Annotated in this window: 21 protein-coding genes, 1 tRNA gene and 1 pseudogene; 4 read left to right on the forward strand and 19 right to left on the reverse strand. The window is 53.7% G+C overall.

Translation table 11 applies throughout. The annotated features are described in order from the left end of the window. The first annotated feature begins 204 nt into the window (after nt 1-204). Nucleotides 205-807, forward strand: coding sequence for a DedA family protein (locus BLU70_RS01340; RefSeq protein WP_052012328.1), 603 nt, complete (start codon nt 205-207; stop codon nt 805-807). A 5-nt stretch (nt 808-812) separates the two neighbouring features. Here the strand turns inward: BLU70_RS01340 and BLU70_RS01345 are convergent, their stop codons facing one another. Both BLU70_RS01345 and BLU70_RS01350 read right to left on the reverse strand, forming a co-directional pair. Next, nucleotides 813-1,649 (reverse strand): mechanosensitive ion channel family protein, encoded by an 837-nt coding sequence (locus tag BLU70_RS01345; RefSeq protein ID WP_052012327.1) that lies wholly within the window; start codon nt 1,647-1,649, stop codon nt 813-815. A gap of 106 nt (nt 1,650-1,755) precedes the next feature. Further along, the gene (locus BLU70_RS01350) at nt 1,756-3,870 is read right to left on the reverse strand and encodes a peptidoglycan D,D-transpeptidase FtsI family protein (RefSeq protein WP_040289668.1); all 2,115 of its coding nucleotides are present in this window, start codon (nt 3,868-3,870) and stop codon (nt 1,756-1,758) included. 229 nt (nt 3,871-4,099) lie between these two features. Here BLU70_RS01350 and BLU70_RS01355 point away from each other — a divergent pair, with 229 nt between their 5' ends. The 3 genes from BLU70_RS01355 to BLU70_RS01365 are packed head-to-tail and all read left to right on the forward strand — an operon-like array spanning nt 4,100 to nt 7,375. Then, entirely contained in the window at nt 4,100-5,395 is a 1,296-nt protein-coding gene (locus BLU70_RS01355; RefSeq protein WP_052012326.1) for an O-antigen ligase family protein, read from the forward strand. Beyond that, nucleotides 5,392-6,642 (forward strand): glycosyltransferase family 2 protein, encoded by a 1,251-nt coding sequence (locus BLU70_RS01360; RefSeq protein WP_006447262.1) that lies wholly within the window; start codon nt 5,392-5,394, stop codon nt 6,640-6,642. The genes BLU70_RS01355 and BLU70_RS01360 overlap by 4 nt, the downstream gene beginning before the upstream one ends. Before the next feature lie 28 nt (nt 6,643-6,670). Then, entirely contained in the window at nt 6,671-7,375 is a 705-nt protein-coding gene (locus tag BLU70_RS01365) for a DUF1345 domain-containing protein (protein ID WP_074691351.1), read from the forward strand. A gap of 32 nt (nt 7,376-7,407) precedes the next feature. Here the strand turns inward: BLU70_RS01365 and BLU70_RS01370 are convergent, their stop codons facing one another. The 17 genes and pseudogenes from BLU70_RS01370 to BLU70_RS01450 all read right to left on the reverse strand — a co-directional run bounded on the left by BLU70_RS01370 (nt 7,408) and on the right by BLU70_RS01450 (nt 24,559). After that, complete coding sequence (locus tag BLU70_RS01370; RefSeq protein WP_074691353.1) at nt 7,408-8,289, reverse strand: hypothetical protein; 882 nt, start codon at nt 8,287-8,289, stop codon at nt 7,408-7,410. 42 nt (nt 8,290-8,331) lie between these two features. After that, a complete protein-coding gene (locus tag BLU70_RS01375) occupies nt 8,332-8,829 on the reverse strand; it encodes a GNAT family N-acetyltransferase (RefSeq protein WP_074691354.1) in 498 nt (165 codons plus the stop codon). Between the two features lie 99 nt (nt 8,830-8,928). Continuing rightward, a tRNA-Leu gene (locus tag BLU70_RS01380) sits at nt 8,929-9,013 on the reverse strand. Nucleotides 9,014-9,133: 120 nt separating this feature from the next. Further along, nucleotides 9,134-10,399 carry an MFS transporter gene (locus BLU70_RS01385; RefSeq protein WP_074691356.1) on the reverse strand — a complete coding sequence of 422 codons (1,266 nt, stop codon included), beginning with the start codon at nt 10,397-10,399 and terminating at the stop codon, nt 9,134-9,136. 21 nt (nt 10,400-10,420) lie between these two features. After that, a complete protein-coding gene (locus tag BLU70_RS01390) occupies nt 10,421-11,089 on the reverse strand; it encodes a lytic transglycosylase domain-containing protein (protein WP_040289665.1) in 669 nt (222 codons plus the stop codon). Then, on the reverse strand, nt 11,044-11,670 hold the full coding sequence (coaE, locus tag BLU70_RS01395) for a dephospho-CoA kinase (RefSeq protein WP_040289664.1): 627 nt from the start codon (nt 11,668-11,670) through the stop codon (nt 11,044-11,046). The genes BLU70_RS01390 and coaE overlap by 46 nt, the downstream gene beginning before the upstream one ends. Continuing rightward, nucleotides 11,667-12,536 (reverse strand): bifunctional DNA-formamidopyrimidine glycosylase/DNA-(apurinic or apyrimidinic site) lyase, encoded by an 870-nt coding sequence (gene mutM / locus BLU70_RS01400; protein ID WP_074691358.1) that lies wholly within the window; start codon nt 12,534-12,536, stop codon nt 11,667-11,669. Before mutM ends, coaE begins: the two co-directional genes overlap by 4 nt. Nucleotides 12,537-12,564: 28 nt before the next feature. Next, nucleotides 12,565-15,213 (reverse strand): DNA polymerase I, encoded by a 2,649-nt coding sequence (gene polA / locus BLU70_RS01405; RefSeq protein WP_074691360.1) that lies wholly within the window; start codon nt 15,211-15,213, stop codon nt 12,565-12,567. A 174-nt stretch (nt 15,214-15,387) separates the two neighbouring features. After that, nucleotides 15,388-16,323, reverse strand: a complete 936-nt coding sequence (gene mdh / locus BLU70_RS01410; protein WP_006447253.1) for a malate dehydrogenase — start codon at nt 16,321-16,323, stop codon at nt 15,388-15,390. Between the two features lie 12 nt (nt 16,324-16,335). Continuing rightward, nucleotides 16,336-17,634, reverse strand: coding sequence for an NADP-dependent isocitrate dehydrogenase (icd, locus tag BLU70_RS01415; RefSeq protein ID WP_006447252.1), 1,299 nt, complete (start codon nt 17,632-17,634; stop codon nt 16,336-16,338). A gap of 146 nt (nt 17,635-17,780) precedes the next feature. After that, nucleotides 17,781-19,007, reverse strand: a complete 1,227-nt coding sequence (locus tag BLU70_RS01420) for a sensor histidine kinase (protein WP_074691362.1) — start codon at nt 19,005-19,007, stop codon at nt 17,781-17,783. 2 nt (nt 19,008-19,009) lie between these two features. After that, nucleotides 19,010-19,690, reverse strand: a complete 681-nt coding sequence (locus BLU70_RS01425; protein WP_040289663.1) for a response regulator transcription factor — start codon at nt 19,688-19,690, stop codon at nt 19,010-19,012. A 59-nt stretch (nt 19,691-19,749) separates the two neighbouring features. Next, on the reverse strand, nt 19,750-20,733 hold the full coding sequence (gene trpS / locus BLU70_RS01430) for a tryptophan--tRNA ligase (protein WP_074691364.1): 984 nt from the start codon (nt 20,731-20,733) through the stop codon (nt 19,750-19,752). 205 nt (nt 20,734-20,938) lie between these two features. Further along, nucleotides 20,939-22,354: pseudogene (gene pyk / locus BLU70_RS01435) on the reverse strand (pyruvate kinase); the annotation flags it as partial. Nucleotides 22,355-22,487: 133 nt separating this feature from the next. Continuing rightward, nucleotides 22,488-23,447: an acetyl-CoA carboxylase carboxyltransferase subunit alpha gene (locus BLU70_RS01440; RefSeq protein ID WP_006447246.1), complete on the reverse strand. Its 960-nt coding sequence runs from the start codon at nt 23,445-23,447 to the stop codon at nt 22,488-22,490. Next, the gene (gene accD / locus BLU70_RS01445; RefSeq protein WP_074691366.1) at nt 23,437-24,336 is read right to left on the reverse strand and encodes an acetyl-CoA carboxylase, carboxyltransferase subunit beta; all 900 of its coding nucleotides are present in this window, start codon (nt 24,334-24,336) and stop codon (nt 23,437-23,439) included. Before accD ends, BLU70_RS01440 begins: the two co-directional genes overlap by 11 nt. 28 nt (nt 24,337-24,364) lie before the next feature. After that, nucleotides 24,365-24,559: a hypothetical protein gene (locus BLU70_RS01450; RefSeq protein WP_006447244.1), complete on the reverse strand. Its 195-nt coding sequence runs from the start codon at nt 24,557-24,559 to the stop codon at nt 24,365-24,367. Nucleotides 24,560-24,666: the final 107 nt, after the last annotated feature.

The raw sequence follows: 24,666 nt of genomic DNA on the forward strand, positions 1-24,666 counted from the left end.
CCTCCTTCCCCTAAATCGATTTGAATCATACATCATTAGTATACCGTATGAATTCATTGAAAAGATAGAAGCACACACGCCAGCGACAATTTACGCTCCACAACGCGATCGCGCTGACAATGGCCATCCGCCTTGAAACGGATGAACTTTTCTGGCGCGAATCTAGTCTTTAGCTTTGACACTCAAAATCAGGGGGAAAATACCGTGTCACATGCCATCATGTCCTTTTTGCAAGCGTCAGGATACCTTGGCGTATTGATTACCATGGCGTTGGAAAGTGCATGTGTTCCATTGCCTAGCGAGTTGATTATGCCGTTTGCGGGGTATCTGGCAGGATTGGGGCACCTTCAGTTCTGGGGCGTGGTGGCCTGTGGAACGCTTGGCAATGTACTTGGTGCGTCTATCGCGTACTCCATTGGCCGCTACGGCAGCATGCTCGCCATTATGCGTTACGCCCGCCTCACACGGCTTTCCGAAAGCCATCTTCAACTCGCGCAACGGTGGTTTGCCGGGCGCGGACAATCGGCCATCTTAGTCGCTCGTATGTTGCCCATCGTGCGCACCTTCATTTCGCTCCCCGCGGGCGTCTCGCGCATGCCTGCACGCCCCTTCGTCGCCTATACCTTGATTGGCTCCTTCCCATGGGTGTACATGCTCACGTACGCTGGTAGTTTTCTCGGACGGCGATGGTTTGCGATCACGCACGAAATTCACGCTTTTACGTTCGGATTGATTGCCTTCGCCGCACTGTGGGCCATCCTCTCCTTGAGCAGACGGTTTGTGAAAAGCTTGCCTCCCAACTCGTAATCCCCTTAACCTTCATCTTCCCGGCGAAAATCGGCGATTGCTTCGCGAATCAATTCCAGGTCGAAGCGCGCCGGCAGTTGTACTTGTACCACGTAGGTATCACTCCCAAATTCCTTAATTGAGACGCTCGCTTGCCCCCCTGTCACCTCCGCAACCCGTTCTTCAAAAGCGCGAAACGGTGTGGTATAGGGCAAAGGCACGACACAAAGTTTGTTTCCAACATTGGCACCGACCGTAATGGCGGAGCCAATAACGGATGAATTGGGTAAAATTCGACGAACATCGCCTTCCTGTAAGATCGTATGGTACCAATTGATGTCGACGACGGTTCCGCTATATTCGACGCCACCGAACAGGTATGTGCGCACAGTCACGTACTGACCAATTTGAAATGGGCGGAGCGTAAACAGCACCATGCTCGCAATGAGATTCGCGAGCGTCGATTGCGCACCAACGCCGACGATCACGCCGGTCACCGCGCCACCTACAAGGATGCTTCCGATCTTCACCTGCACCAAGTGCAATCCGACCATCAGGACAAAGGCGTAACCAACACCAGAGATGGCGCGATCGACAAGGCTCTGCACCCGCGCGTCTGCATTTGTGTGAACGCGCGTGACATAGGAGATCGTACGGCGCAACTGGCGAATCAACAAAACGCCCACGATAAACCAGACGATGGCCAAGCCCCATTGGATAGACTCGCGCTCCACCTCAGGTAAAAGCCGCATTCTGGCTGAATCGCGTGCCACTGAAAAGACGACGGCGACAACCACCAACAGTCCAAATAACACGAGTAAACGCCGCCAAGTTGCAGCTTGTCTTCGTTCTTGTTGCACCATCTCAACACCTCTTCACTCGGGCAAGAAATGGGCGAGCCTGCCGCGCTTGCGGCTCTTGCTCGCCCACTTGATCATAATCCTTACGAATAAGCTTCACAATGGAGCATCAGTGGCTTTGTTCCGGCACGAGATAGGCTGCAGACGTCTTCCAATTTGCAGGGATTGCTGTGCTTGTCCAGCCGCTTTTCGGCATCCATGGCTCGTGATGCTCGTTAAAATATGCATCGATCATTTGACGCGCGATGACAGCCGAGAACTGGGCTCCATAGCCGCCGCCAGGCGCCATGACGGCCACCGCCACCAGAGGGTGATTCAGTGGTGCATAACAGATAAAGACGGAGTTGTCGGTCGGCTTACCGTTGATATAAATCTGTGCGGTCCCGGTCTTGCCAGCTGCCTGATAGTGAGCACCCATAAATGCATAGTATGCGGTACCGCTTGGGTTGGAAGTCACACCATACATGCCCTGCTGAATAAGGTGCCACTGCCAAGGAGCCCCCTTGACCTGCCCCACGACTTGAGTTTTGAACGACCGTAAAGGCTTAGCCCCGGAACTCGGCGTGGCGTCAGGGCCAAAGACGTTCTCCAATAAGTGTGGCTTGAGGCGTAGCCCCTCGTCCGCCAACGTCATCGCGTACTCCGCCAATTCCATTGGCGTAAACATCTGCGATTGGCCGATGGCCGCATCCGCCAGACTCGCCGGAGAGCCATAGTTCACATACTTTCCAGTCTTCGCAATCGATTGCTCACTTGCCTTCAAATTATAAGGAACCTGGATGTTGCCTTTGCGATAGTTTTCAATATAGAACTTTCCTGACGATTCATAAGGTAGATCGATACCTGTCGGAAGCCCGAGACCGAAATTCTCTTCGCCCTGAAACAGCGCGTTGATGCCCTTTGCAAAATCGGTATCCAGATAGTTTTGGTAACTGCCATCCGAACTTGGGTAACCACCACCGCTTGTCGTGGTACTGCCAAACCACTTGCCCAAATGAAGACCCACTTCGTACAAAAACACGTCACTTGATACGGTCAAAGCCTCAATCGGATTGACAAGGCCAAACACGAAGCCCTCGTCTTCATTTTTGCGCTGCGTCCCAATGTAAATATACCCGTCGTCTTCAATCAATGTCTTCGGCGTCACGACGCCTGCTTTGAGCGCCGTTAGCATATTGGCCGGTTTGACCGTCGACCCCGGATAATTGTAGGTGTCAATCGCATTGTTCAACTGCGCACCAGAAGTCTCTAGGTAATGAACGTGATGAATATACGATCCGTTCGTATACCAGTTGGGATCTAGATAGGGATAGCTGACCATCGCGATGACGCCGCCTGTCTTTACGTTGAGCATGACTGCCGCAGCGTCGGTAATATTATTTTTATTTGCACTGTTACTATCGATCATGTTTTGCATAATCATCTGCGCTTCGGCCTGCTCGCGCCCATCGAGGGTCAATTGAATATTGTCGCCGTCGACAGGTGCAATATCGCCGACGCTTCCCACCGCATTGCCTGCACTGTCGATGGTGACGAGGTCATATCCAGGCTTGCCCTGCAAAATGTGTTCGTATTCATATTCAATGCCGGTTTCGCCAACCTTTTGGCTGTATAGATAACCTTTGTACTGGTTGACGTTCTGCGCGGTGATCGCGCCGACGTAGCCAAGTACCTGGCCGGCGAGATCGCCATACGGATATTGGCGTTCATAATCTTGTACGACCTGGACACCAGGCAATTCGGTCTGATGTTCTACGACAAACGCAACCTGCGCGTCGGTCACGTTCGACGCTAAGGTCACCTGCAAAGCACCAGGTTGACTTTGCATGGTTTGATACAGCGAGCTTGCTGTCGTCTCCAATACTGGCGCCAGAATCGCAGCCAATTGGTGCAACTGGGCGTCGGTCATCGGCGTGTAGCGATCCAATTCGATGGCGAGAACCGGCTTGTCCCACGCCAGCACCTGACCATTCGCATCGTAAATCCATCCGCGTTGTGGAAGAATGGGGACGCGGGCGTACTGAGTGGTCATCTCCGACTGGCGGAATGTCTTTCCTTGTGCGACCTGAACATAGGCCATACGCAAAATGAGCGATGAAAACGAAAGAAATACTAGACCATACACAACACGTACACGAAATGCCCGACGCTTTCTCGCTCTTTGCTTGTCAGGCGCCACATTTTTGGGGCGGCTTTTTCTCTTCCGCAGTTTCACGCGCCTCATCCCTACTCCATGAATTTTGCACACTTGAAACGACTCGTCATTTCCACCGTAGGTTCAACCTCTTTGGCGACTGTCACAATTTCAACAAATGTGCGAGGCGGGTCGAAAAATTCGACAACGTGTCGGAAACCTGTAGTATGGTATCCGGGGAATTTCGGGTAGAATTGATATAGTGAAGTGGGACGAGCCTGCTTATAAAAGGCTTAATCAAGCTTATAGGAGTTTTGCCATGGTGCAAACGTCTGTGCCGACAGCGGAAGACCACTCGTCCAGTGCGCAATCGAACTATGGCGACGCACTTGCCCGATGGTGCGTCTACACTCTCGGCGCATTTGCAATTGTCAACCAAGGGCTTGACATATCTGTCTTGTCCGGGTTAGGAAACCTATGGGGAACCATCGCGATCGCGTGCTTGGCGGTTATCGCCTTGGTTCGAGTCGCATACGGATTGCGCCGCCAAGGTTTTCGCTGGAGTCGCTACGCAGGTTGGTATATCCTGTACTGTGCAACGCTTATTCTGTATGGCTTGAAACATCCGCTCCTCGCGTTCAACGGTTTCAGTGTCGATGTCGAATACATCGTTATTGCCCTATTGCTACCTTGGGTCGTGGAATCTAGAGATGTACCCCGACTATTGTATGGCGTGATCGCAGTATCGATGCTGCTTGGGGTGGACGGAGTGTTTCAGTACGCCATCAAAGTGCCGATTCCGGATACGTGGTTGGATGTCGGCGAAGTTGTCCGGACCCGGGTCTTTTCCGTCATGAAGTCGCCAGCTGAATTGGGCGCTAATTTGGAAATGACCATTCCCATGATGTTTGGACTGTTTGCCGTCGACCGCCACCCGGCTAGACGGTTTGTCTACATCGCCGGCGGGATGTGCTCACTTGCTGCTTTATTTTTCACGTATGACCGCGGCTCTTGGCTCGGCCTGGGTGCAGCCGTGCTCATCGTGGCGGTTGTTTACGAACGGCGCGTCTTGCCGATCCTGTTAGTGCTAGGCGTCATCGCCTTTTTCATTCCGTCGATCCACATGCGGGTGATGGATTTGTTCAACCCGGTGTACGCAGTCAAGTCGTCTGCCGGTGGACGGATGCTGCTCTGGCAGCAGGCGTTCGATACGATGGCCAAAAACCCTCTGTTCGGAGCAGGACTGGGTCAGTATGGCGGTTACGTGGCAACTTCGCACAGTCTGTCGTCGTTTTCGGATAACTACTATGCGAAAGTTCTCGGCGAGACGGGACTGGTCGGGCTTGTCCTGTTCATGGCAATGCACGTCGCGATTCTCCGCGAGATCGCAACCAGCGTCGTGCGGCGAGCGAAGGGGCGCAATCGTTGGCTGGCCTTGGCGGGATTGACCAGCGTCCTTGCTATCTTGATTCATAGCTTTGTCGAAAATCTGTTTGAGTACAACTACACCGCAAGCCTTTATTTCGTGATTGTCGGACTTATCTTGCTCTGGGGACGCACCTTGCCGGAATCATCCGCAGAGATGCCCGGCAGAAAGCGAGGAACTTTGAAATGACGCTGATGTACGCGTTGTTTAATACATTCTATGGGGCGCTCAAACTGATCACTGGTATCGTGGCCGTGTATCAGCTTGTGTTGTCACTGTATGGACTGTGGCACCGCAAACAGGCCGTCAGCCATGCGCCGAAGAAACGGTTTGCCGTCATTATTCCGGCGCATAACGAAGAACGCGTGGTTGGTCCGCTGATCGACAGCATCAAGCAACAGACATATCCGGACCATTTATTCGACATACACTTAATTGCCGACAACTGCACCGACCACACCGCAGAAGTCGCAAGGATGCACGGCGCGACTGTCCACCTGCGCGAGAATGCGTCCGACCAAGGCAAGGGATACGCGATCGAATGGATGCTCAACCGCCTGAAAGAGATGAAGGCCGAGTACGACGCGATTGTTATGTTCGATGCCGACAACTTGGTCGATCCAGAATTTCTGGCGATGATGAACGACCACCTGTGTCGCGGCGACCGCGTCATCCAAGGATACTTAGATACAAAGAATCCTTTCGACACCTGGATCAGTGTTTCACTTGCCCTTTCATATTGGTTCGATAATCGCCTGTGGCAATATGCTCGGCGTAAACTCGGGCTTTCCTGCACGCTCGGGGGCACTGGGCTGTGTATCGATTACACACTGCTTCAGGAGATGGGCTGGAAAGCGACAGGACTGACAGAGGATCTGGAGTTTGGAATTCGTTGCGTGCGTCGCGGCATTATTCCGGTGTGGGCTCACGATGCGAAGGTGTATGACGAAAAGCCAACCGGTTTTCACGCTTCATTCCGGCAGCGTCTGCGCTGGCAACAAGGTCATTTTCAGTGTGCCAAAGAGCACATGATACCCATGTTCATTCAGGGAATCCGCGAGCGAAATCTAGCCAAGATCGATATGGCGGTATATCTCTTTCAACCGATGCGGTCTATGCTTTTGTTTGTTGGTGCGATGCTGATGTTCGCCTTGCAATATGCAGCGCCAGAACAGACGGGTACGGTCAGTGCAGCCGCAACGTTTGCCACAGATTTGTGGGTCGCCGTCAACTTGCTTTTGTTCTTGGAAATCCCACTCGCGCTTATCCTGGAACGCGTGAATTGGCGAGCCTATTTTGGGCTAGCACTCCTGCCGTTCTTCCTTTGGACATGGGGACCGGTTACACTGCAAGCGTACTTCACGCGGAGCAATCGCAAATGGTACCATACGGTGCATAAGCGGGCGATCCGCCTGGATCAATTGCGGGAGCGGTGAGCCGCTCTCACGCTATAAGGGGTACACGATGGAAGAACATCGTCAAAAAAATGGGTTCCATCATTCTCAGCTTGAATCGTTGGTAGAAACAGAAGTTGAACAACTGGCGCGGTACGCCATGCGGGTGCCGCGCACGTCATTTTTCCTCGCCATCCTTGTCATCGGCGCACTGCTCACCACGCTGTCCCTCACCTTGCACATCCTCCCGTGGTGGGCAGTTGTCAGTGCGATTGCAACACTCCTGATCCCCCTCCTATCATCGGTATTGCGCAAGCGCGATATATGGACACGCAGGATTGCACTGACCACCATCACAGTATTAACTGCTGGCCTTTTGATAAGTGTCTTTTACCTAGTCGATGCGCTGTTTCACCACACGGAATCGGCGCTTTCGCTGTTTCGGGACGCTATACTTCTGTGGACGACAAACATTCTTGTATTTGCAGTATGGTACTGGGAAGTCGATCAAGGCGGCCCATTAAAACGCCATGCTCAAGTACCAGAAGCACCAGACCTGCTGTTTCCGCAGATGGTATCGAGCATCCCCGAGTGGGAAACGTGGCATCCGGCATTTGTGGATTATTTGTTCCTTGCCTTCAATACAAGCACAGCCTTCAGTCCAACCGACACCGCCGCTTTATCCAGACGGATTAAAGTATTGATGATGACACAATCGTCGATCTCGCTGATTGTTGTCGCCGTGATCGCAGCAAGAGCGATTAATATTGCGTAAACGGACGCACGAGCGCGAGACCGCCCGTGACGTCACGACACTGTAACGAATCGCTCGGTTCCCGCCGGAACCCTGCCCGACCCAGGTGTGAAATCGAGGGAAAGGGTGACTGGAGGTAGCACTTCAAGAGCCGTCACTTTACCCTTTTCCAGCCTAAGAGCTGGCTGAAACACGAGTCCACGCTGAATACTTTCTGGCCGCATGGACAGCTTGTATAACAAGGTTATTGCTTGGCCTGGCTGCACAACGACCGGTGCCTTCAAGACACGTGTATCATCCGGGCGCGGCGACGAAAGAGCCTTAAGCGAATAATGAATATCTCCTATCCAATCGTCGCCGGCTTGCTCAAGTCCCAATATGGAAACCGGATCAGGTGAATGGTTTGTCAGCGTCATCGTCAACCATTGACTTGATAAAATGATAGGTCCAGAAGCGCCTCCAGCATACGCATCCACGTCTAACCAAGTTGCAGCATGCGAAATGACGCGGCATGTCAGTGAGCCATAGGGGAGAACCTTCTGCCAAAGATTTGTGGACAAATACAAATTCAAGGGTTGATTATACAAGCTGTGTGTCGGCATGACGTCGAACACAAAATGATAGGCGCCGTACGAAGGCCGTCCGTCCTGTGAGCCGATGTGCGCAAGCCAGTAGTTGCGCAGCGTAACGCCCCTGGTGTGATTCAATAGCCTAGCGCTCGTCAGCGAAGCCGAATCTGTCGTCCACACGTCGTATCTGAGCGTTAAAGGATGAGCGCGATCCACGATGGCATTCACCCGCCAACCGCCGCCTGCCCACCAGCGCGAGCTTTTGCTCACGGCATGCTGCATGACCGGTTGCCGCGACCATATGGCACCGATGCCAAACAGTATAACAATGGCTACTATGGCGGAGATCCCCCATATCCGACGCATCCACTCACCCATTCTGTTGAATGTTATTCTGTTACAAGGAGTCTACAGTCGCTTGATCAGTTCAATTTCATCATGAATCGGTATGTCATCGTATCCGATGAGCGGAATTGACGGCTTCGTCGCTCGTGCCTCGTCAATTGCCCCTGGGTAAACCGCGTAGATGCGGTACCCTCGACGTTGGTAAAAGCGAAGCGCGTGCAGATTGTCATTGGACGTAATCACCTCCACCGCTTCGCAGCCGAGTGCTTTCGCCTTATCTTCGACGGCTCGAAGCAGTGCACCGCCTACACCCGTTCCTTCCAAGGTGGCGTTGATGCTTAACAGCTCACACCTGTTCCCATGTTGCACGTAGGTGGCAGCACCCACACGCTGTCCGTTTTGAAAGGCGACGAACGCCCCAACGTCTTGCAGACAATAGACCCTGCCTTTGGAGACCATCGTATCTCCGCCCCATTCGCGGGCCCACAACGCGCGCAACCACGACCAATCTTCAAGCGAGATAGGTTCCTTGACCAACGTACGATTTGTCACTCTGTTCATACTTCCTCACTCAATTAGGGTCATATCCATGAAAACATACGAAACAAAAAAGAACTCGTCAACAGATTCATCTCTGCTAACGAGTTCTGGTGCATGATTTGGTGTCGAGAGCGGGACTTGAACCCGCACGGGTTTCCCCACACGCCCCTCAAACGTGCGCGTCTGCCAATTCCGCCATCCCGACATGCGGTGTAAACCGAATCAACGCTTTTGATTATACTGGGCAAAACTCTGTATGTCAAGGACAATGCTCCATTTTATTTCGTCTGCAAATTCCAAAGACGCAGCCAGGAATCCAGGAAGGCTATGCACTCTTTTGCGATCTTGCTGTATCCAAATGCCGAAACATATAGCCGTACAACAATGACGAAACCAATTGCAACCCACCAGCAAAGACGAAAGGTAAAGCGAAGCTGCCACTGTCCAAAAGCGTTCCAGATAGGGAAGGCCCGATGGCCGACGCCAGGCGAGTGAAGAACGAGTTCATGCTGAGTGAGAAACCGCGCCGCTGATCCCTGGTCAAACTACTTCCAAGCGCGGAGCGGGCACCTTGTGTACCGCGACTGAGGGCAGAGCGAACCGCATACACCACGGACGCCAGCGAAAATGTCGGCATAAAGGGCAGGATAAGCATTAAGGCGACGCCCACCAACCGCAGCCAAACTACAGACCGCACCATGCCAAACCGCTGGGCAAGCACTCCTGATAATACTGCCGCAAGCCCTGTTACAACAAAGGAAACCGCAAGTGTGGCACCAATTTGGGCGGAATTCGCACCAAAGCGAGCGGCAAACCAGTATGTCATCATCGGTCCGACGAAGCCCACACCAAGTCCGTTGAGTAGATTGACGAAGGCCAATTTGGCCATATTCCGATTTTCCTGTCGGCGAATGGTGTGCTCCGCAAGCTGTGCCGCGCCTTTAGCATCCACTGGATCAACATCCGGACGGCCTTTTGTATCTGCTCGTTCTGGAGCCTTTCCGCCAGGAGCCCGCCAAATCACGATAGCACATCCAAGTGAAATCACGCACAAGCCGTAAAACAGTGGTCGGTAGGCGGCAGCTCCCGGCAACGAATGTATCCACAGGCGCGGCAGTCCACCCAGAACAGCTCCCAAAGCCATGCCGAAAAAACCCAATGCAGTATTGATACTAAATACTTGGCTTCGACGTTCGCTCGATACCACACTTGCCAACCAGGCTTGCTCTGCTGGTGTAAATGGCCCTGCAGCTCCATTCTGACCTCTTCCAAATCCAGTGAGAATTACAGCCAAAGCGAGAACATATGGATTTCTACACAGTCCTACGACCAATGCCGCACACGCGGTCATGCACTCATAGGTGAGCAAAAACGGTTTACGGCCGATCCGGTCGCTCAAGACGCCGACCAGCAGGATAAGCGCCGCCCCGCAAACACCCGCGGCCGACATGACGCCTCCAATTTCCGTCGCACTCCAGTGAAGGTCGCGCAAATACAACGTCATATCAACAATCGCGACACCTTGTGACACGCTTCGGAGTGCGCGAGCTGTCTGCAAATAACGCACCGCTTGCAACCTATTGACAGTCAATCCTCTTCACCTGGTTTCTCGTCATGACGTTGTCGAATTTGCGGTTGAGACAGGCTTCCATGCAGGATCGCGCCCATAAATCTTGCGATACAACTCGTAATTGTAAAAGACGCGATCGACAAAGTGCCGCGTTTCACCAACTGGAATTTCGTCGATGTCGTCGAGCTTACCGTTCCATACACCACCCTTTAGCCACGTGGAAACGCGGCGCGGACCTGCGTTGTAGGCGGCTATGGCGGCCACCTCATTGCCTTGAAACTGCTGAATCAAGCTCTTCACGTACCAACTGCCAATCAGGATATTATACTCGGGGCTGGCCAATTTCTTCGCGTCCTTAGGCAAGCGGTTCACAGCGGCTCCAGACCCAGTCTTTTGATTGCGGATCATTTCTGCGATCCACTCCGCCGTCTGCGGCATCAACTGCATAAGTCCCACAGCTCCGGCATGGGACACGTCCTGCGTATGAAATTTACTCTCGACTCGGATGACACTTGCAATCAGCAGTGGATCGACATTTGCAGATGCGGCCGCCTGCTGAATGTTCTTTTGATAGTGGATTGGGTACATCATCCGCCAAAACGCGTTCGTAGAAATGACGATAAGCACTGCGATGAGCAGTATCGCCGCGATCATCGAACGCCGGTTCAGGACGATGAAGCGGGGCCGTCGCCCTTGCGAATCTCGCTCCATACCTGCAACACCTGCTCCCGAGTGTTTTCGATGGATCCGTCGTTATCAATCACGTATGTCGCCAACTTGCACTTTTCTTCGAGGGGCATCTGTGCGTGAATACGTGCGAGCGCCGAGTCCCTGTCTAACCCATCGCGGACCATCACGCGTTGGATTTGCGTTTCAAGGCTGGCGTAGACCACAATCGTCGCATCGACGAAGCGCTTCGCCGTTCCTTCAAACAGCAGCGGCACATCCCAGATCACCGTTTCACCAGGGCGTTGACGCCAGTATGCATTCGTTTCCTCGACCATGCCCTGCTGAACGCGCGGGTGTGTAATGGCGTTGAGCCGCATGCGTTTTGCCGCGTCTTGAAAGACGATTTCACCAAGTTGCTTGCGATTGAGAGAACCATCTGGCAACAAGACAGCTTGCCCGAACTCGCGCACAATTTCGGCTAGACCATCGCTACCTACGGCAACCACACGACGCGCCCATACGTCTGCATCCACCACATAGGCACCGAGATCGCGCAGCATACCGGTCACGGTACTCTTGCCGCTGCCGATCCCACCCGTTAACCCGACGATTCTTCCTTTCATCCGCCGACCTCCCGTTCCGGCTGCACCCGTGTCCTCGGGATCCGACCGCGGCGCTGGCACTGCGGGCAATAATGGGTTCCCCTTCCAGATACACGCGTCCGCTGAATCTCACTACCACATTGGCGGCAAGCCTCGCCTGTTCGGCCATATACGTTCAATTGAATCTGAAAGCCGCCATGTCGTCCATAGCCGTCCTGATATGTGCGAATGGACGATCCGCCCGCCTCAATGGCGCGTCCCAGCACGTCCCGTATCGAAGATAGCAAGCGGGCAAGTCGCTTTGGGCCAAGGCGATTGGCGGGTTCCAAAGGATGAATGCCACTTAAGAAGAGCGCCTCGTCCACATAAATATTGCCAAGCCCTGCGATGATCGTCTGGTCGAGAAGCACCGCCTTCACTGGCCCCGTTCGCCTTTGTAACGATGATCGCAAAAGGGTTGGCGTTAGATTTGAGTCAAATGGCTCAGGTCCGAGCGTCTGTAAGCCGCTTGGCCGTGACTCGTCCGGCAACAACAAATCCATGGTTCCAAACTGCCGCACGTCGCGATATCTTAGGTCCCGTCCGCTTGCGAGCCGGAATATGACATGCGTGTGCAAAGCCAAAGGTTCACTTGTTGGAACAACTCGATACTGGCCCTCCATCCGAAGATGCGAAACCAATGTGTACGGAGCCAAGTCAAATAGAAGATATTTGCCCCTGCGGCCGATTGCGCGAATGGTTCGTCCAGTGGCGCGATCGACAAAATCAGCGACGGAAGGGTAGCGAATGATTCGTGGCAAGCTCACCTGTACATCGACGATCACATCGCCTGACACGAGCTCGGCGAGGCCTCGGCGAACCGTCTCCACTTCCGGTAGTTCCGGCACACGACCCCCCCCTCTCCTCCAACCGAATTCACTTTGCATCGTACCAAGTCCGCCCGTACGCGGTATCCACCCGAAGCGGCACGTTTAACGTCATCGCGTTCTCCATGTTGTCACGAACCAACTGTTGTAGCTCGCTTAATTCATCCTGCGGACACTCAAAAATCAATTCGTCGTGCACCTGGAGCAACATGCGGGCATCCATCTGTGCCTCACGCAAAGCCCGATCGATCCGCACCATGGCGAGTTTAATCAGATCGGCTGCCGTTCCCTGGATCGGCGTATTCATCGCGGTTCGCTCTGCAAAGCTGCGCAGGTGAAAATTGCGGCTCCGAATGTCAGGTAGATAGCGCCGTCGGTTCATCAACGTCGTAACAAAGCCCTTCTCTTTCGCTTGCTCTACGATCTCGTCCATATACTTGCGCACTCCAGGGAATTTGCGAAAGTACTCCTCGATAAACCGTTTTGCATCCTTTTGCGGAATGTTCAAGTTCTGGGCCAGACCAAAATCACTAATACCATAAACAATCCCGAAATTAACAGCTTTCGCCTGGCGCCGCATCAAAGGTGTAACCTCGTCAGGCGAAACCTCAAAGACGTCACTCGCGGTCCGCGTATGAATATCCATGCCACTGCGAAACGCATCGATGAGCGCCTCATCGCCAGAAAGATGGGCCAAAATGCGGAGTTCGATCTGCGAGTAGTCAGCCGCAAAAATCAGCCAGTCCTGATATGTCGGCTCGAAAACCTGGCGCAGACGTCTCCCTTCCTCCAACCGAATAGGGATATTTTGCAGATTCGGTTCACTGCTCGACAAACGACCGGTCGCAGTCAAAGCCTGATGAAAACGGGTGTGAATCCGCCCTGTCTCCTTGCGAATCATTTTCAACAACCCGTCGACATAGGTGGACTGCAACTTGGATAGTTGGCGGTAATCGAGTATTTTTGCGACGACCTCGTGATAAGGCGCCAGTTTTTCAAGCACGTCCGCACTCGTCGAGTATCCAGTCTTCGTCTTTTTCACGGCCGGCAAGTTGAGCTTTTCAAACAAGATCTCTCCAAGTTGCTTAGGCGAATTGATATTGAACGAAACTCCGGACAGTTCATAAATTTCCTGTGTTAGGCGGTCGATGCGCGCCGACAAATCCGTCCCAAACGCACGCAGTTTGTCCTCGTTCACGTGAAAGCCGGTGATCTCCATCTTCGCCAGAACGAACGCCAGTGGCAGTTCGACCTTGCTGTACAAGTCATCTAACTCCTGCGCAGCTAATGCATACTGAAGCGATTGATATAATTCCGGGAGTTTGGCCGCAACGTATGTGAGCAGTGCTTCACGGCGTTCTGTGACTTTCGTCACGCTGGGCACCTCGACGCGTAACTCACGGCTAAGAATATCTTCCAATTCCACCTCACCGTCAGTCGGATTTAATAAATACGCTGCCAACTTAACATCGTCCCAGTGTCCATCGGAAGACAGTCCAATTCCATGTGCGTCGAGGGCGAAGGCCATGGACTTCAAATCGAACACAACTTTTGGACTGTCTCCAAGCAGCCAAGAGCGGATATCACTCATCTCAAGGTCATCATCAAAGCATAAGTAGTACGCCTGGCTCGCCGTGGCCAAAGCCATGCCACGAATCTCCGCATCATGGTAGTCGGGCGGTTGCAAGTCCAGAATACAGCCCACAGGCCCAGTTAGACCACTCCAGACTCGCTCCAAATCTGCCACCCGAACAATCCGTTCATATGAAAACGATAACCACGCATCCTTTAGCTGTTGCAACTCGTCATCCGTCGACGCCGGACTCATTTCCTCGGAAATTTTGTCGATGAGCGAATGGAAGGCCAATTCCCGAAACCACTCGATTGCTTGCTTTGCGTCGTACCCACGGTAGGAGAGATCATCCAGTTCGACTTCCAGTGGCGCATTGCGATGAATCGTGGCCAACCTTTTCGAAAGCAACGCCTGCTCACGATGTTCCGCCAATCGTTCACGCAACTTGGCGCCTGGAACTTCATCGACATGATCCAGTACGGATTCGACCGTGTCAAAGCTCGTAAGCAACTTGATGGCGGTCTTCTCCCCTACACCAGGGACACCTGGAATATTGTCCGACGTATCGCCCATTAAACCTTTTAGATCTACGATTTGCATGGGGCGAAGGCCATATCGCGCAGCGACCGCAGCTTCATCGTAATATTCGACATCCGTGATGCCGCGGCGCGTGAGCAGGGCGTGTACCCGTGGAGAAACCAATTGTAGTAAATCTTTATCTCCCGATACAATTTTAACATCCCATCCAGCCTCTTCAGCACGCTTCGACAACGTGCCAATCAAGTCGTCCGCTTCATAGTTTTGCAGTTCGACAACGGGTATCGACAAGGCCTCTAGAGTTTGGCGTGCCAAGGGGAATTGTTGCACGAGATCATCCGGCGTCTGCTGACGTGTCCCTTTATACTCGGCGTATTCCGCATGGCGAAATGTTGTTTTGGATTTATCGAAAGCGACTGCAAGATGCGTCGGATGTTCCGATGCAAGCAGGCGCAAAAGCATCATGGTGAATCCATATACCGCGTTCGTCGGAACCCCTTGCTGATTAGACAGTGGAGGTAGCGCAAAAAACGCACGGTAAAGGATGCTGTTACCATCGATGAGCAGTAACTTCGGATTACTTGACATAAAACACCTCTAATTCCGGACACATCCCGGAAAATCAAGAAAGCAATTGACCTCGTTTTATTCTATCACATTCGGGTTGCGACTCGATTTCCATGTCACTGCATGGCGGCTTCAACGCAAAAACAGCCAAAGGAAGACAATCGTCTTCCTTTGGCCCTGTTGGACACACACCGATTACTGCAGTAAGGCAATAACATTTCGAACAGAGTCAGCAGATCTGTCGAGCGCCGCCTTTTCCTCCGGCTGTAATTCGATTTCAACAATTCGTTCGATACCGTTTGCACCGAGTATGGTAGGTACACCGAGGAACAAATCCTCGTAACCATATTCACCTTCCAAATAGGCTATAGCCGGGAGCAAACGCCTTTTGTCCTTCAAAATCGACTCAGCCATTTGCGCAAGGGACGCAGCAGGTGCATAATACGCGCTGCCGGTGCCGAGCAAACCGACGATTTCACCGCCTCCGGTTCGCGTACGCTGCACAATCTGTTCTATCTTCTCAGCAGGCAAAAGCTGCGTGAGCGGTACCCCGCCAACGTTCGAGTAGCGGACGAGCGGAACCATATCGTCACCGTGCACGCCGAGGACGAAACCATGCACGTCCTCGACGGAGACGCCGAGTTCCGCGGCGACAAACGCATTGAAACGCGCGGTATCGAGCACCCCCGCCTGGCCGATGACTCGCTGTTTGGGAAAGCCACTTGCTTTGTAGGCGACATATGTCATCGCATCGACAGGGTTCGATAATACGACAATAACGGTATTGGGAGAGTATTGTACAACCTGCTCCGTTACAGCTTTCACAATACCGGCATTCGTCGTCACCAGATCATCACGGCTCATTCCCGGCTTGCGTGCAACACCAGCCGTGATGATGACGAGGTCCGAGTCAGCCGTGTCCTTGTAGTCGCTAGTTCCTATTACCTGCACATCACTGCCGACAACTGGCATCGCCTCAAGCATATCTAAAGCTTTGCCCTTGGTCGGATTCTCGAGCTGCGCAATGTCGAGCAGAACGATATCTCCCAACTCTTGCAACGCAAGCATGAAAGCCGTAGTCGCCCCGGTAAATCCAGCGCCGATGACCGAAATCTTCTTTCGCTTAAGCATGTGGGGTGCCCCTCACTCCATGTTCTTGATGATTTGGTCGCCGAACTCGGAGCACTTGACCTCTGTAGCCCCATCCATCAAACGAGCGAAGTCATAGGTGACAACCTTTTGTTCGATGGCCTTTTCCATCGCGCGCGTAATCATGTCGGCAGCTTCTTGCCAACCAAGGTATTCAAACATCATAACGCCGGAAAGGATGACGGAGCCGGGATTCACTTTATCGAGTCCCGCATACTTCGGTGCTGTTCCGTGCGTCGCCTCGAACACGGCGTGCCCCGTTTCGTAGTTGATGTTCGCCCCCGGGGCAATGCCGATGCCGCCGACCTGGGCAGCTAAAGCATCCGAAATGTAGTCACCATTCAAATTCAACGTGGCAATCACGTCGTATTCTGCTGGGCGCGTCAGAATCTGTTGTAGGAACGCGTCAGCAATGACGTCTTTGACGATGATTTTTCCTGCCTGGACAGCTTCACTCTGCGCCCGATCTGCGGCTTCTGCACCTTGCTCAGCCTTGATTCGATCATACTGTGCCCAAGTGAAGACGCGATCCGAAAACTCGCGCTCAGCCAATGCGTAACCCCAATTTTTGAAAGCGCCTTCCGTAAACTTCATAATATTTCCTTTATGAACAAGCGTGACGCTCTTGCGCTTATGGCGCAGTGCATATTCAATTGCAGCGCGCACCAGACGCTCCGTACCCTCCCGAGATACCGGTTTAATGCCAATACCCGATGTCTCAGGGAAACGAATCTTCTTCACGCCCATCTCATTTTGAAGGAATTGGATCACCTTTTGAACTTCGGCTGTTCCCTCCTGCCACTCGACACCTGCATAGATATCCTCGGAGTTCTCGCGGAAGATCACCATATCGACCAACTCGGGGTGTTTCACAGGTGAGGGCACGCCTTGAAAATAGCGGACCGGTCGTTGGCAGACATAGAGATCTAACTCTTGGCGAACCGCCACGTTGAGCGAACGAATACCGCCACCCACAGGCGTCGTCAAAGGTCCTTTAATGCTCACGATGTACTCCGAAAAAGCCGTGAGGGTATCTTGTGGAAGCCATTCCTGAAACTTATCGTACGCTTTTTCACCGGCATACACTTCATACCATGCGATTTTCCGCTTGCCGCCATAGGCTTTTTCAACGGCGGCGTCAAACACACGCTGCGAAGCACGCCAGATGTCAGGACCTGTTCCATCTCCTTCGACAAACGGAATAATGGGGTGATCCGGAACTTGTAAACGTCCATCTTTGAGCGTGATGGGCTCCCCTGAAGTCGGTAGCGAATACTGTTGAAAGCTCGGCATGGCAGGCCCTCCTCGTATGTAGTGAACCAACTCTGGCGGTCGCGGCGCGACACCCTCGCGCAGGTGCAGAACATGGAAGTAGGTGGGTGTGCTCTGCAATCCATCCCATTCCATAATAGCACAACCGGTCTCGTCTGCAATCGCTATCAATGGGGGCGTAGTGCCGGAACGTTGATTTCGACAAGAAAGCGTGAGGTCGTCGTCTCGATACGCGCAACGCCGCGCATACGTTGTGCCAAGCGCTCGACAATTTTCAGCCCGACTCCCCGTTCTGGCGCCTGCCGCCGATCGCCGTCAACGCGACTTCCGACGGCATTCTCCACGAGAAACACAATCCGCCGTCCTTCGCCATAAAGCGACCATGACGCCGTGGAGGGCCTCGCCGCGTGATCGATCACGTTTTTGAACAGCGTGCTAATCAGGCGCTCCCATTCTCCTGCAGTTGTCTCGACGAACAGCCCTTCGTCCGCAGCGCCAGACACTGCAATGCCAACGCCAGCAGCCACGGCCGTAAAGCGGTCAGCTAATTCATTTGTAATGTCGGAGACGGCCACCGGTTCCGTCGGCTGATCCGCGACACCGGATCGGAGCTTGGACAAATAGAGGATGTCAGATACCATTTTTGAAGCTCGCTCCAATTCACGCCTTATGTCCGCTGCCGTGTGTGGATCGACCCCACGGCTGGCTAACATGGCGTTCGCGGTGGCAATGGGCGTCTGCAATTCATGCGACAGTTCGAGCACCGATTCATTATAAGCGGACCAGGTGCGAAACGCCGGTTGCACAAGCCTGCGAGCCAATACTAAGTCACCCGCGACGGCGAGCAAAAATCCCGCGCCGCCGACAACTTCCATCAGGCGAAGCGTGTGGTGAAGCATGGAGCGCTCTTGTGTGATCAAACTGTACATGTACAGGACCACGGTCGTCTTCGATGGAGAAGCTAAAGGGTTGTACGCCGTCTCCACGACATCGCTTGGCAGCGCGTCAGGGTCGGGAACCGTCAAGGTGTAAAGACGGTACGGCTCGCCATTATAGGCAAAGGTGGCGAACTTACGCAGTACGGCGACACCGTGAATCACCTCAAACGGCACAGGTGCGTGCGGCGAATGTGCGATCTCGGCACTGCTGCCGACGGCATAGTAATAGATACTGTTGCCGAGGCTGTCGCGCACTGGAGGTCCTTCGCCTTCGCGATACGCGCTGCGGGCTAAGGCCGCTTCTACGGCGGGGACGCTGTTCTCCATCGCCAATTCTCCGTCGCGAACCAGATCGCTTTGCAATTCGTGATACACGACAATCCCCAACAACACAAGTAAAAGGCCTGTGCTCATGATGAGCAGGCCCGATATCGTGACGTACATCCGTCGAAACATCTTTATTCGCCCTCCGGCTGCAAGGCGTAACCTCGTCCACGCACGGTGACAATCGCGTTCTTCCAGCCAATGTTCGCGCACTTTCGCCGCAGAAAGTAGATATAGGTGTCAAGGGCACTGTCGGCAACCTCTGCATCCGGCCCCCAGACTTTGGCGATGAGTTGATCTCGCGTCATCAACTGGTGTTTATGCCGCATCAAGGCCTCCATAAGTGCGAATTCCTTGCTGGTCAACTCAAGGGTCCGTCCGTCGTATTCCAGGCTTCGCGACTTGGTGCGTAAGGTTGCCTTGCCATGCGTCAGCACTTCCTCATCGGACAGTGAGGGGGTTCTCCGCACCAACGCACCCACACGCGCCAGTAGTTCATCGGGATGAAACGGTTTGCCGAGGTAGTCGTCCGCACCCTTATTGAGACCAAACACGCGGTCTTTCGGGTCATTTTTCACAGTCAACATCAAAATCGGCGTCGGGCAACCAGCCTCGCGCAGTTGGGTGAGGGCTTCAATCCCATCACCATCTGGCAACATGTAATCGAGCACAATACAGTCATACGCCATGCTCATCCCATGTTCCACCGCGTCAAACACCGTTTCGACGGCATCGACCAAATAACCGTGCCGCTCGAATAGTGCAACAAGTTCCCGGCGAAGCTGCGGCTCATCTTCGACAACCAACAGCCTCATGGCGTTCCCTCCTCGTCCTTACCTGCGAGTCGGTACGCAACCGGGATCGCAGGCTGGATTCATGCTGGTAAGAACCCTAGTTTCGTTTTGACGTCTGCAAGTGTTGGCGCAGCTAATTCTGCAGCCCTTTGCGCACCACGCGCAAGGATCTCATCGACCTCACGCGAACCGACGAGTTCACGGTACCGCGCTTGAATCGGTCTAAGGCCTTCGACGACGACTTCTGCCAACTCCTTCTTGAAGGGACCGTAGCCTTGACCCGCAAAATGCCGCTCGACATCCTCCATCGACATATCCGCAAACAGGCCATAAATCGTCATCAAATTGCTCACTGCGGGTTTGGCTTCGGGATCGTAGCGCACTTCTCTATCCGAGTCGGTGACAGCACGGGCAATTTTTTTTCGTATCACGTCCGGCTCATCGAGCATCGAAATGAACGCCCCTTGGCTTTCATCGCTTTTACTCATCTTCTTAGCCGGGTTTTCGAGGCTCATGATGCGTCCACCGACTTTAGAGATGTATGGCTCCGGGACGACAAACGTCTGGCCAAACCGATTGTTGAATCGCTCGGCCACATCGCGCGTCAGTTCAAGATGCTGTTTCTGATCCTCGCCAACCGGGACGACGTCTGTCTGATAGAGCAAGATGTCGGCGGCCATGAGGGCCGGGTAGGTGAATAACCCTGCCGTGACGACATCCTTTTGTGCAGACTTGTCCTTGAACTGCGTCATGCGAGACAATTCACCGTAATACGCAATGCACTGCAGCATCCAGCCCAGTTCTGCGTGTGCAGGAACGTGTGACTGCACAAACAGGGTGGCCTTGTCTGGATCGATCCCGGCCGCAAGGTACAAGGCAGCCAAGTTGCGCGAATTGGTCCGCAACACCTCCGGATCCTGAGGTACAGTGATAGCATGCATGTCCACCACGCAAAACAGGCACTCCGCTTCCCGCTGCAGATGTACAAAATGCTTCATGGCCCCGAGATAATTGCCAATCGTCAGCGTTCCAGATGGTTGAATCCCCGAAAACACCCGCGTCATCATGATTCCCCTAACTTCTCAAAATTGGCTCAAACAGGCCACCACACACATTCATATGGTAGGCACTAATCAATGTAAACGACTGCTTATCGTATGCATAAACCCGAGTATGGCAACGCGGAATCCCACTTCCGTCGAAGAGGAATTCCGCGCAATGATTGGTGGCTCATGACGGCCTCGCGCCCAAAAGGATGTAGATCCGTTACACGGTATGGACCTTCAGGAAGTTGGTCGTCCCGGAGGTGCCTGCCGGAATGCCACCCATGATGATGACCCGATCCCCGGTGTGCACACAGCCTGTTGACAAGGCCCCCTGGATGGAGCCTTCCAGGAGTTCATCGGTGGTCTCGGCAATGTCCGGCGCAACGACGGGGTGTACACCCCAGAACACGGTCAGCCTGCGCGCAACGTGATCGTACGGTGTTACTGCAATGATAGGAGACATTGGGCGGTATTTGGATACCGAGCGAGCTGTGTGCCCCGATGTCGTTGCTGTGACGATTGCAACGACGTCGAGATCAGCCGCCAAGGTGCGCACCGCATGTGCGAGAGAATCAGACACCGATTTGGTGACCTCTGTGCGGTGACGGTAGGTCACTTCCTCGTGCGCCAAGGCGGCTTCCGCACGCTCGGCGATTTGCGCCATCGTGCGCACAGATTCAAGCGGATAGCGGCCGGCGGCCGTCTCACCGCTAAGCATCACAGCGTCTGTGCCATCAAAAATGGCGTTTGCAACGTCACTCGCTTCTGCTCGCGTCGGCCGCGGGTTACGCTGCATGGAATCGAGCATCTGCGTGGCGGTAATGACAGGCTTGCCGTACTTGTTACAAAGCGAAATAATACGCTTTTGCGCCAGCGGTACTTCTTCAGTCGGAATCTCAACGCCAAGATCACCGCGAGCAACCATCATGCCATCGCTCACTTGGGCGATTTCGTCGAGCCGATCCATACCTTCCTGTGTCTCGATCTTGGAAATAATGTCCGCTTGGTAATTGTGTTGCTCGAGGATTTTGCGCACTTCGAGAACGTCAGCCGCCTTGCGGACAAACGATGCGGCAATCATGTCGACCCCTTGTTGAATACCGAATACAATATCCGCTTTGTCTTTCTCTGTAACGCCAGGAATGCGCAAGGTCACGCCCGGCACGTTAATGCCTTTATTGTCCTTAAGCGTACCGCCATTCGTCACTCGGCAATGAATGTCATGGCCTTTGACAGCCGTGACTTCAAGTCCGATAAGGCCATCGTCGATGCGGATGGGTGCGCCCGGATAAACATCATCAACAAGGCCTTCGTACGAAATCCAAACGCGTTCCTTCGTCCCGATTTCAACAGGGTCAATCGTCAGTACGATCTCGTCGCCGTCCGCCAATTCCACCTGGCCGCCTTGGATTTTACCCGTCCGGATTTTGGGCCCTTTGATGTCCAGCATAATGCCGACATGCTTTCCGACCTTTGCGGAGGCTTCGCGAATGCGGCGAATCCGTTCAGCGTGTTCATCGTATGTACCGTGAGAGAAGTTCAAACGAGCGACGTCCAGACCAGCCTCGATCAACTTTGTCAGCGTTTCAAGCGATTCGCTCGCAGGACCAATCGTTGCAACAATCTTGGTTTTTCGCATGTGAAACCCTCTCTTTGCAGCAAGGTTGTCCGCCTCGACCTCAGGTGAGGTCGCAGCTCACCTAAAAATGGCCGAATGCGGAGTCGACAACAAAGGAAGAAGCGGAATGTCCAGCTACAGGCTGGACACCGCTTCACTGCCGTTCGATGTATTCTCCCATATCCCGATACTTATGGTATCGCGCGGCCAGAAGTTCATCAATAGGAATCTGCGAAAGTTCACGTAAAGTTGCCACGACCTTTTCGCGCACCGACTGCACCATAGCCTTAGGATCTTTTTGAGCGCCGCCGCGCGGTTCGGCGATCACGCCATCGACAATGCCGAGATCGAGCAAATCGGCCGCAGTCAAACGCATAACCTCAGCAGCCTTCGGACCGAGTTTACTGTCTTTCCACAGAATGGCAGCCGCGGATTCGGGGGCAATGACTGAATACCAGGCATAGTCAAGCATGAAGATGCGGTCTGTGATGCCGAGTCCCAGTGCGCCCCCACTGCCTCCTTCGCCGGTCACGATGGAGATGGTCGGCGTCCGCAACCCAGACATTTCCAGAAGGTTTTCCGCGATGGCGACGCTTTGTCCGCGTTCCTCCGCCGACATCCCCGCATATGCACCGGGCGTATCGATAAAAAACACCACGGGGCGACCAAATTTCTCAGCCTGACGCATCAAGCGCAGAGCCTTCCGGTAGCCCTCCGGGTTTGCCATACCAAAATTGCGGCGAATGTTTTCCTTCGTATCGCGGCCCTTTTGATGCCCAATCACCGTGATGGGATGGCCCGCGACGAGACCGATGCCGCCTACGATGGTTGGGTCGTCCGCAAAATGCCTGTCGCCGTGCAACTCGAGGAACTCGTCGCAAATCCCCTTGATATAGTCGAGCGTCGTCGGACGGCCAATTTGCCTGGCCAATTGTACGCGCTGCCAGGCGGTCAAATTGGCATACGTGGTCTCCGTCAACTCTTCGAGCCGCTCTTCCAGCTTCCTTAATTCGCCGTGTAAATCTAAGCCATTCTTCTCCATGAACGACTTCAGCTCTGCGATTTTACCTTGAAGTTCGGCTATCGGTTTTTCAAAGTCGAGTTCAGTCGGCATCGGCCCACCCCCGAGCTGTATGGATGCGGACGATGGCCGCCAACGCATCGCGCATTTGCTTGCGGTGCACGACTTTGTCAACCATGCCGTGCTTCAAATTGAATTCGGCTGTCTGAAAGTCATCTGGTAGCTTCTGGCGCATGGTCTGCTCGACGACACGGCGTCCGGCAAATCCAAACATAGCCCCAGGCTCGGCGATGATGATATCGCCAAGGCTCGCGAAGCTAGCACTGACGCCACCCGTGGTCGGATGTGTGATAACTGAGACAAACAGCACACCACTATCGTGCATCCGGCGCAAAGCGACGCTTGTTTTGGCCATTTGCATCAACGACAAAATGGCCTCTTGCATGCGCGCGCCGCCTGAAGCCGTAAACAAAATCAACGGCTTGCGCTCGACACACGCCCGTTCCATCGCGCGCGTCAGTTTTTCACCGACAGCCGCTCCCATACTCCCCATCATAAAGCCGGGATCCATGACAGCCATCAAGACTGGCATGCCGTCGATCTCGCCTCTCCCTGTCAGTGCACCTTCCACCATTCCTGTCGCACTTTGAGCCTTCGCCAATTTCGACTCGTATTCAGGAAAACCTAGCGGATTGGTCGACGTGATTCCCGCGTCGAGTTCAATGAATGTACCTGTGTCCAGCGTCAACTCGACGCGTGTTCGCGCATCGACGCGAAAATGAAAATTGCACTCCGGACAAGTGTACACGTGCTTTTGTAGCTCTTTGGCCATCAATAGATTGCCGCACGCCTCACACTTTTGCACAAGCCCTTTGGGCACGTCGCGCTCGACGACTTCAGGCGGTTTCTGAACAGGTTTGGGTTCGGCAGCCGTCCCTAGGGTGGCATATTGGCGCCGCCTGTAAAACAGGTCCTTTAACACGACTCCACCTCGTTTTGCAGTGGTTCCATCACAAAGAAGAGTGCAGAATCTCCTTCAGGATTTCCTGCCCCTCATCCAATTCGCTCTCGGGTATCAAAATTTCGAACTGCTCTTTCGCGCCACGCGCTTGCCTCACTTTGACTAGGAAGCCCTCTTCCGTCAACTTGTTCCGAATCTGGTCAGCCTGGCGGGCTGTCGGTGCGATGTAGATGACCGTCCACATTCGATCTTCGCTCCTAGCAAGCAAAATGAGAATTCTTGCAAGCATTATATCACGATCAGACAGAGTGGGCTGGCCCCACTCCTTGTCTCTACCATAGCACAATTAGA

The organism is Alicyclobacillus hesperidum (assembly GCF_900107035.1).
GTDB lineage: Bacteria > Bacillota > Bacilli > Alicyclobacillales > Alicyclobacillaceae > Alicyclobacillus > Alicyclobacillus hesperidum.

What these genes read in the sequence shown, in the direction of transcription:
- BLU70_RS01345 (WP_052012327.1), bottom strand. Translation starts at nt 1,649, where the DNA reads ATGGTGCAACAAGAACGAAGACAAGCTGCAACTTGGCGGCGTTTACTC.
- BLU70_RS01350 (WP_040289668.1), bottom strand. Translation starts at nt 3,870, where the DNA reads ATGAGGCGCGTGAAACTGCGGAAGAGAAAAAGCCGCCCCAAAAATGTG.
- BLU70_RS01355 (WP_052012326.1), top strand. Translation starts at nt 4,100, where the DNA reads ATGGTGCAAACGTCTGTGCCGACAGCGGAAGACCACTCGTCCAGTGCG.
- BLU70_RS01360 (WP_006447262.1), top strand. Translation starts at nt 5,392, where the DNA reads ATGACGCTGATGTACGCGTTGTTTAATACATTCTATGGGGCGCTCAAA.
- BLU70_RS01365 (WP_074691351.1), top strand. Translation starts at nt 6,671, where the DNA reads ATGGAAGAACATCGTCAAAAAAATGGGTTCCATCATTCTCAGCTTGAA.
- BLU70_RS01370 (WP_074691353.1), bottom strand. Translation starts at nt 8,289, where the DNA reads ATGCGTCGGATATGGGGGATCTCCGCCATAGTAGCCATTGTTATACTG.
- BLU70_RS01375 (WP_074691354.1), bottom strand. Translation starts at nt 8,829, where the DNA reads ATGAACAGAGTGACAAATCGTACGTTGGTCAAGGAACCTATCTCGCTT.
- BLU70_RS01390 (WP_040289665.1), bottom strand. Translation starts at nt 11,089, where the DNA reads ATGGAGCGAGATTCGCAAGGGCGACGGCCCCGCTTCATCGTCCTGAAC.
- coaE (WP_040289664.1), bottom strand. Translation starts at nt 11,670, where the DNA reads ATGAAAGGAAGAATCGTCGGGTTAACGGGTGGGATCGGCAGCGGCAAG.
- polA (WP_074691360.1), bottom strand. Translation starts at nt 15,213, where the DNA reads ATGTCAAGTAATCCGAAGTTACTGCTCATCGATGGTAACAGCATCCTT.
- mdh (WP_006447253.1), bottom strand. Translation starts at nt 16,323, where the DNA reads ATGCTTAAGCGAAAGAAGATTTCGGTCATCGGCGCTGGATTTACCGGG.
- icd (WP_006447252.1), bottom strand. Translation starts at nt 17,634, where the DNA reads ATGCCGAGCTTTCAACAGTATTCGCTACCGACTTCAGGGGAGCCCATC.
- BLU70_RS01420 (WP_074691362.1), bottom strand. Translation starts at nt 19,007, where the DNA reads ATGTTTCGACGGATGTACGTCACGATATCGGGCCTGCTCATCATGAGC.
- BLU70_RS01425 (WP_040289663.1), bottom strand. Translation starts at nt 19,690, where the DNA reads ATGAGGCTGTTGGTTGTCGAAGATGAGCCGCAGCTTCGCCGGGAACTT.
- trpS (WP_074691364.1), bottom strand. Translation starts at nt 20,733, where the DNA reads ATGACGCGGGTGTTTTCGGGGATTCAACCATCTGGAACGCTGACGATT.
- BLU70_RS01440 (WP_006447246.1), bottom strand. Translation starts at nt 23,447, where the DNA reads ATGCCGACTGAACTCGACTTTGAAAAACCGATAGCCGAACTTCAAGGT.
- BLU70_RS01450 (WP_006447244.1), bottom strand. Translation starts at nt 24,559, where the DNA reads ATGTGGACGGTCATCTACATCGCACCGACAGCCCGCCAGGCTGACCAG.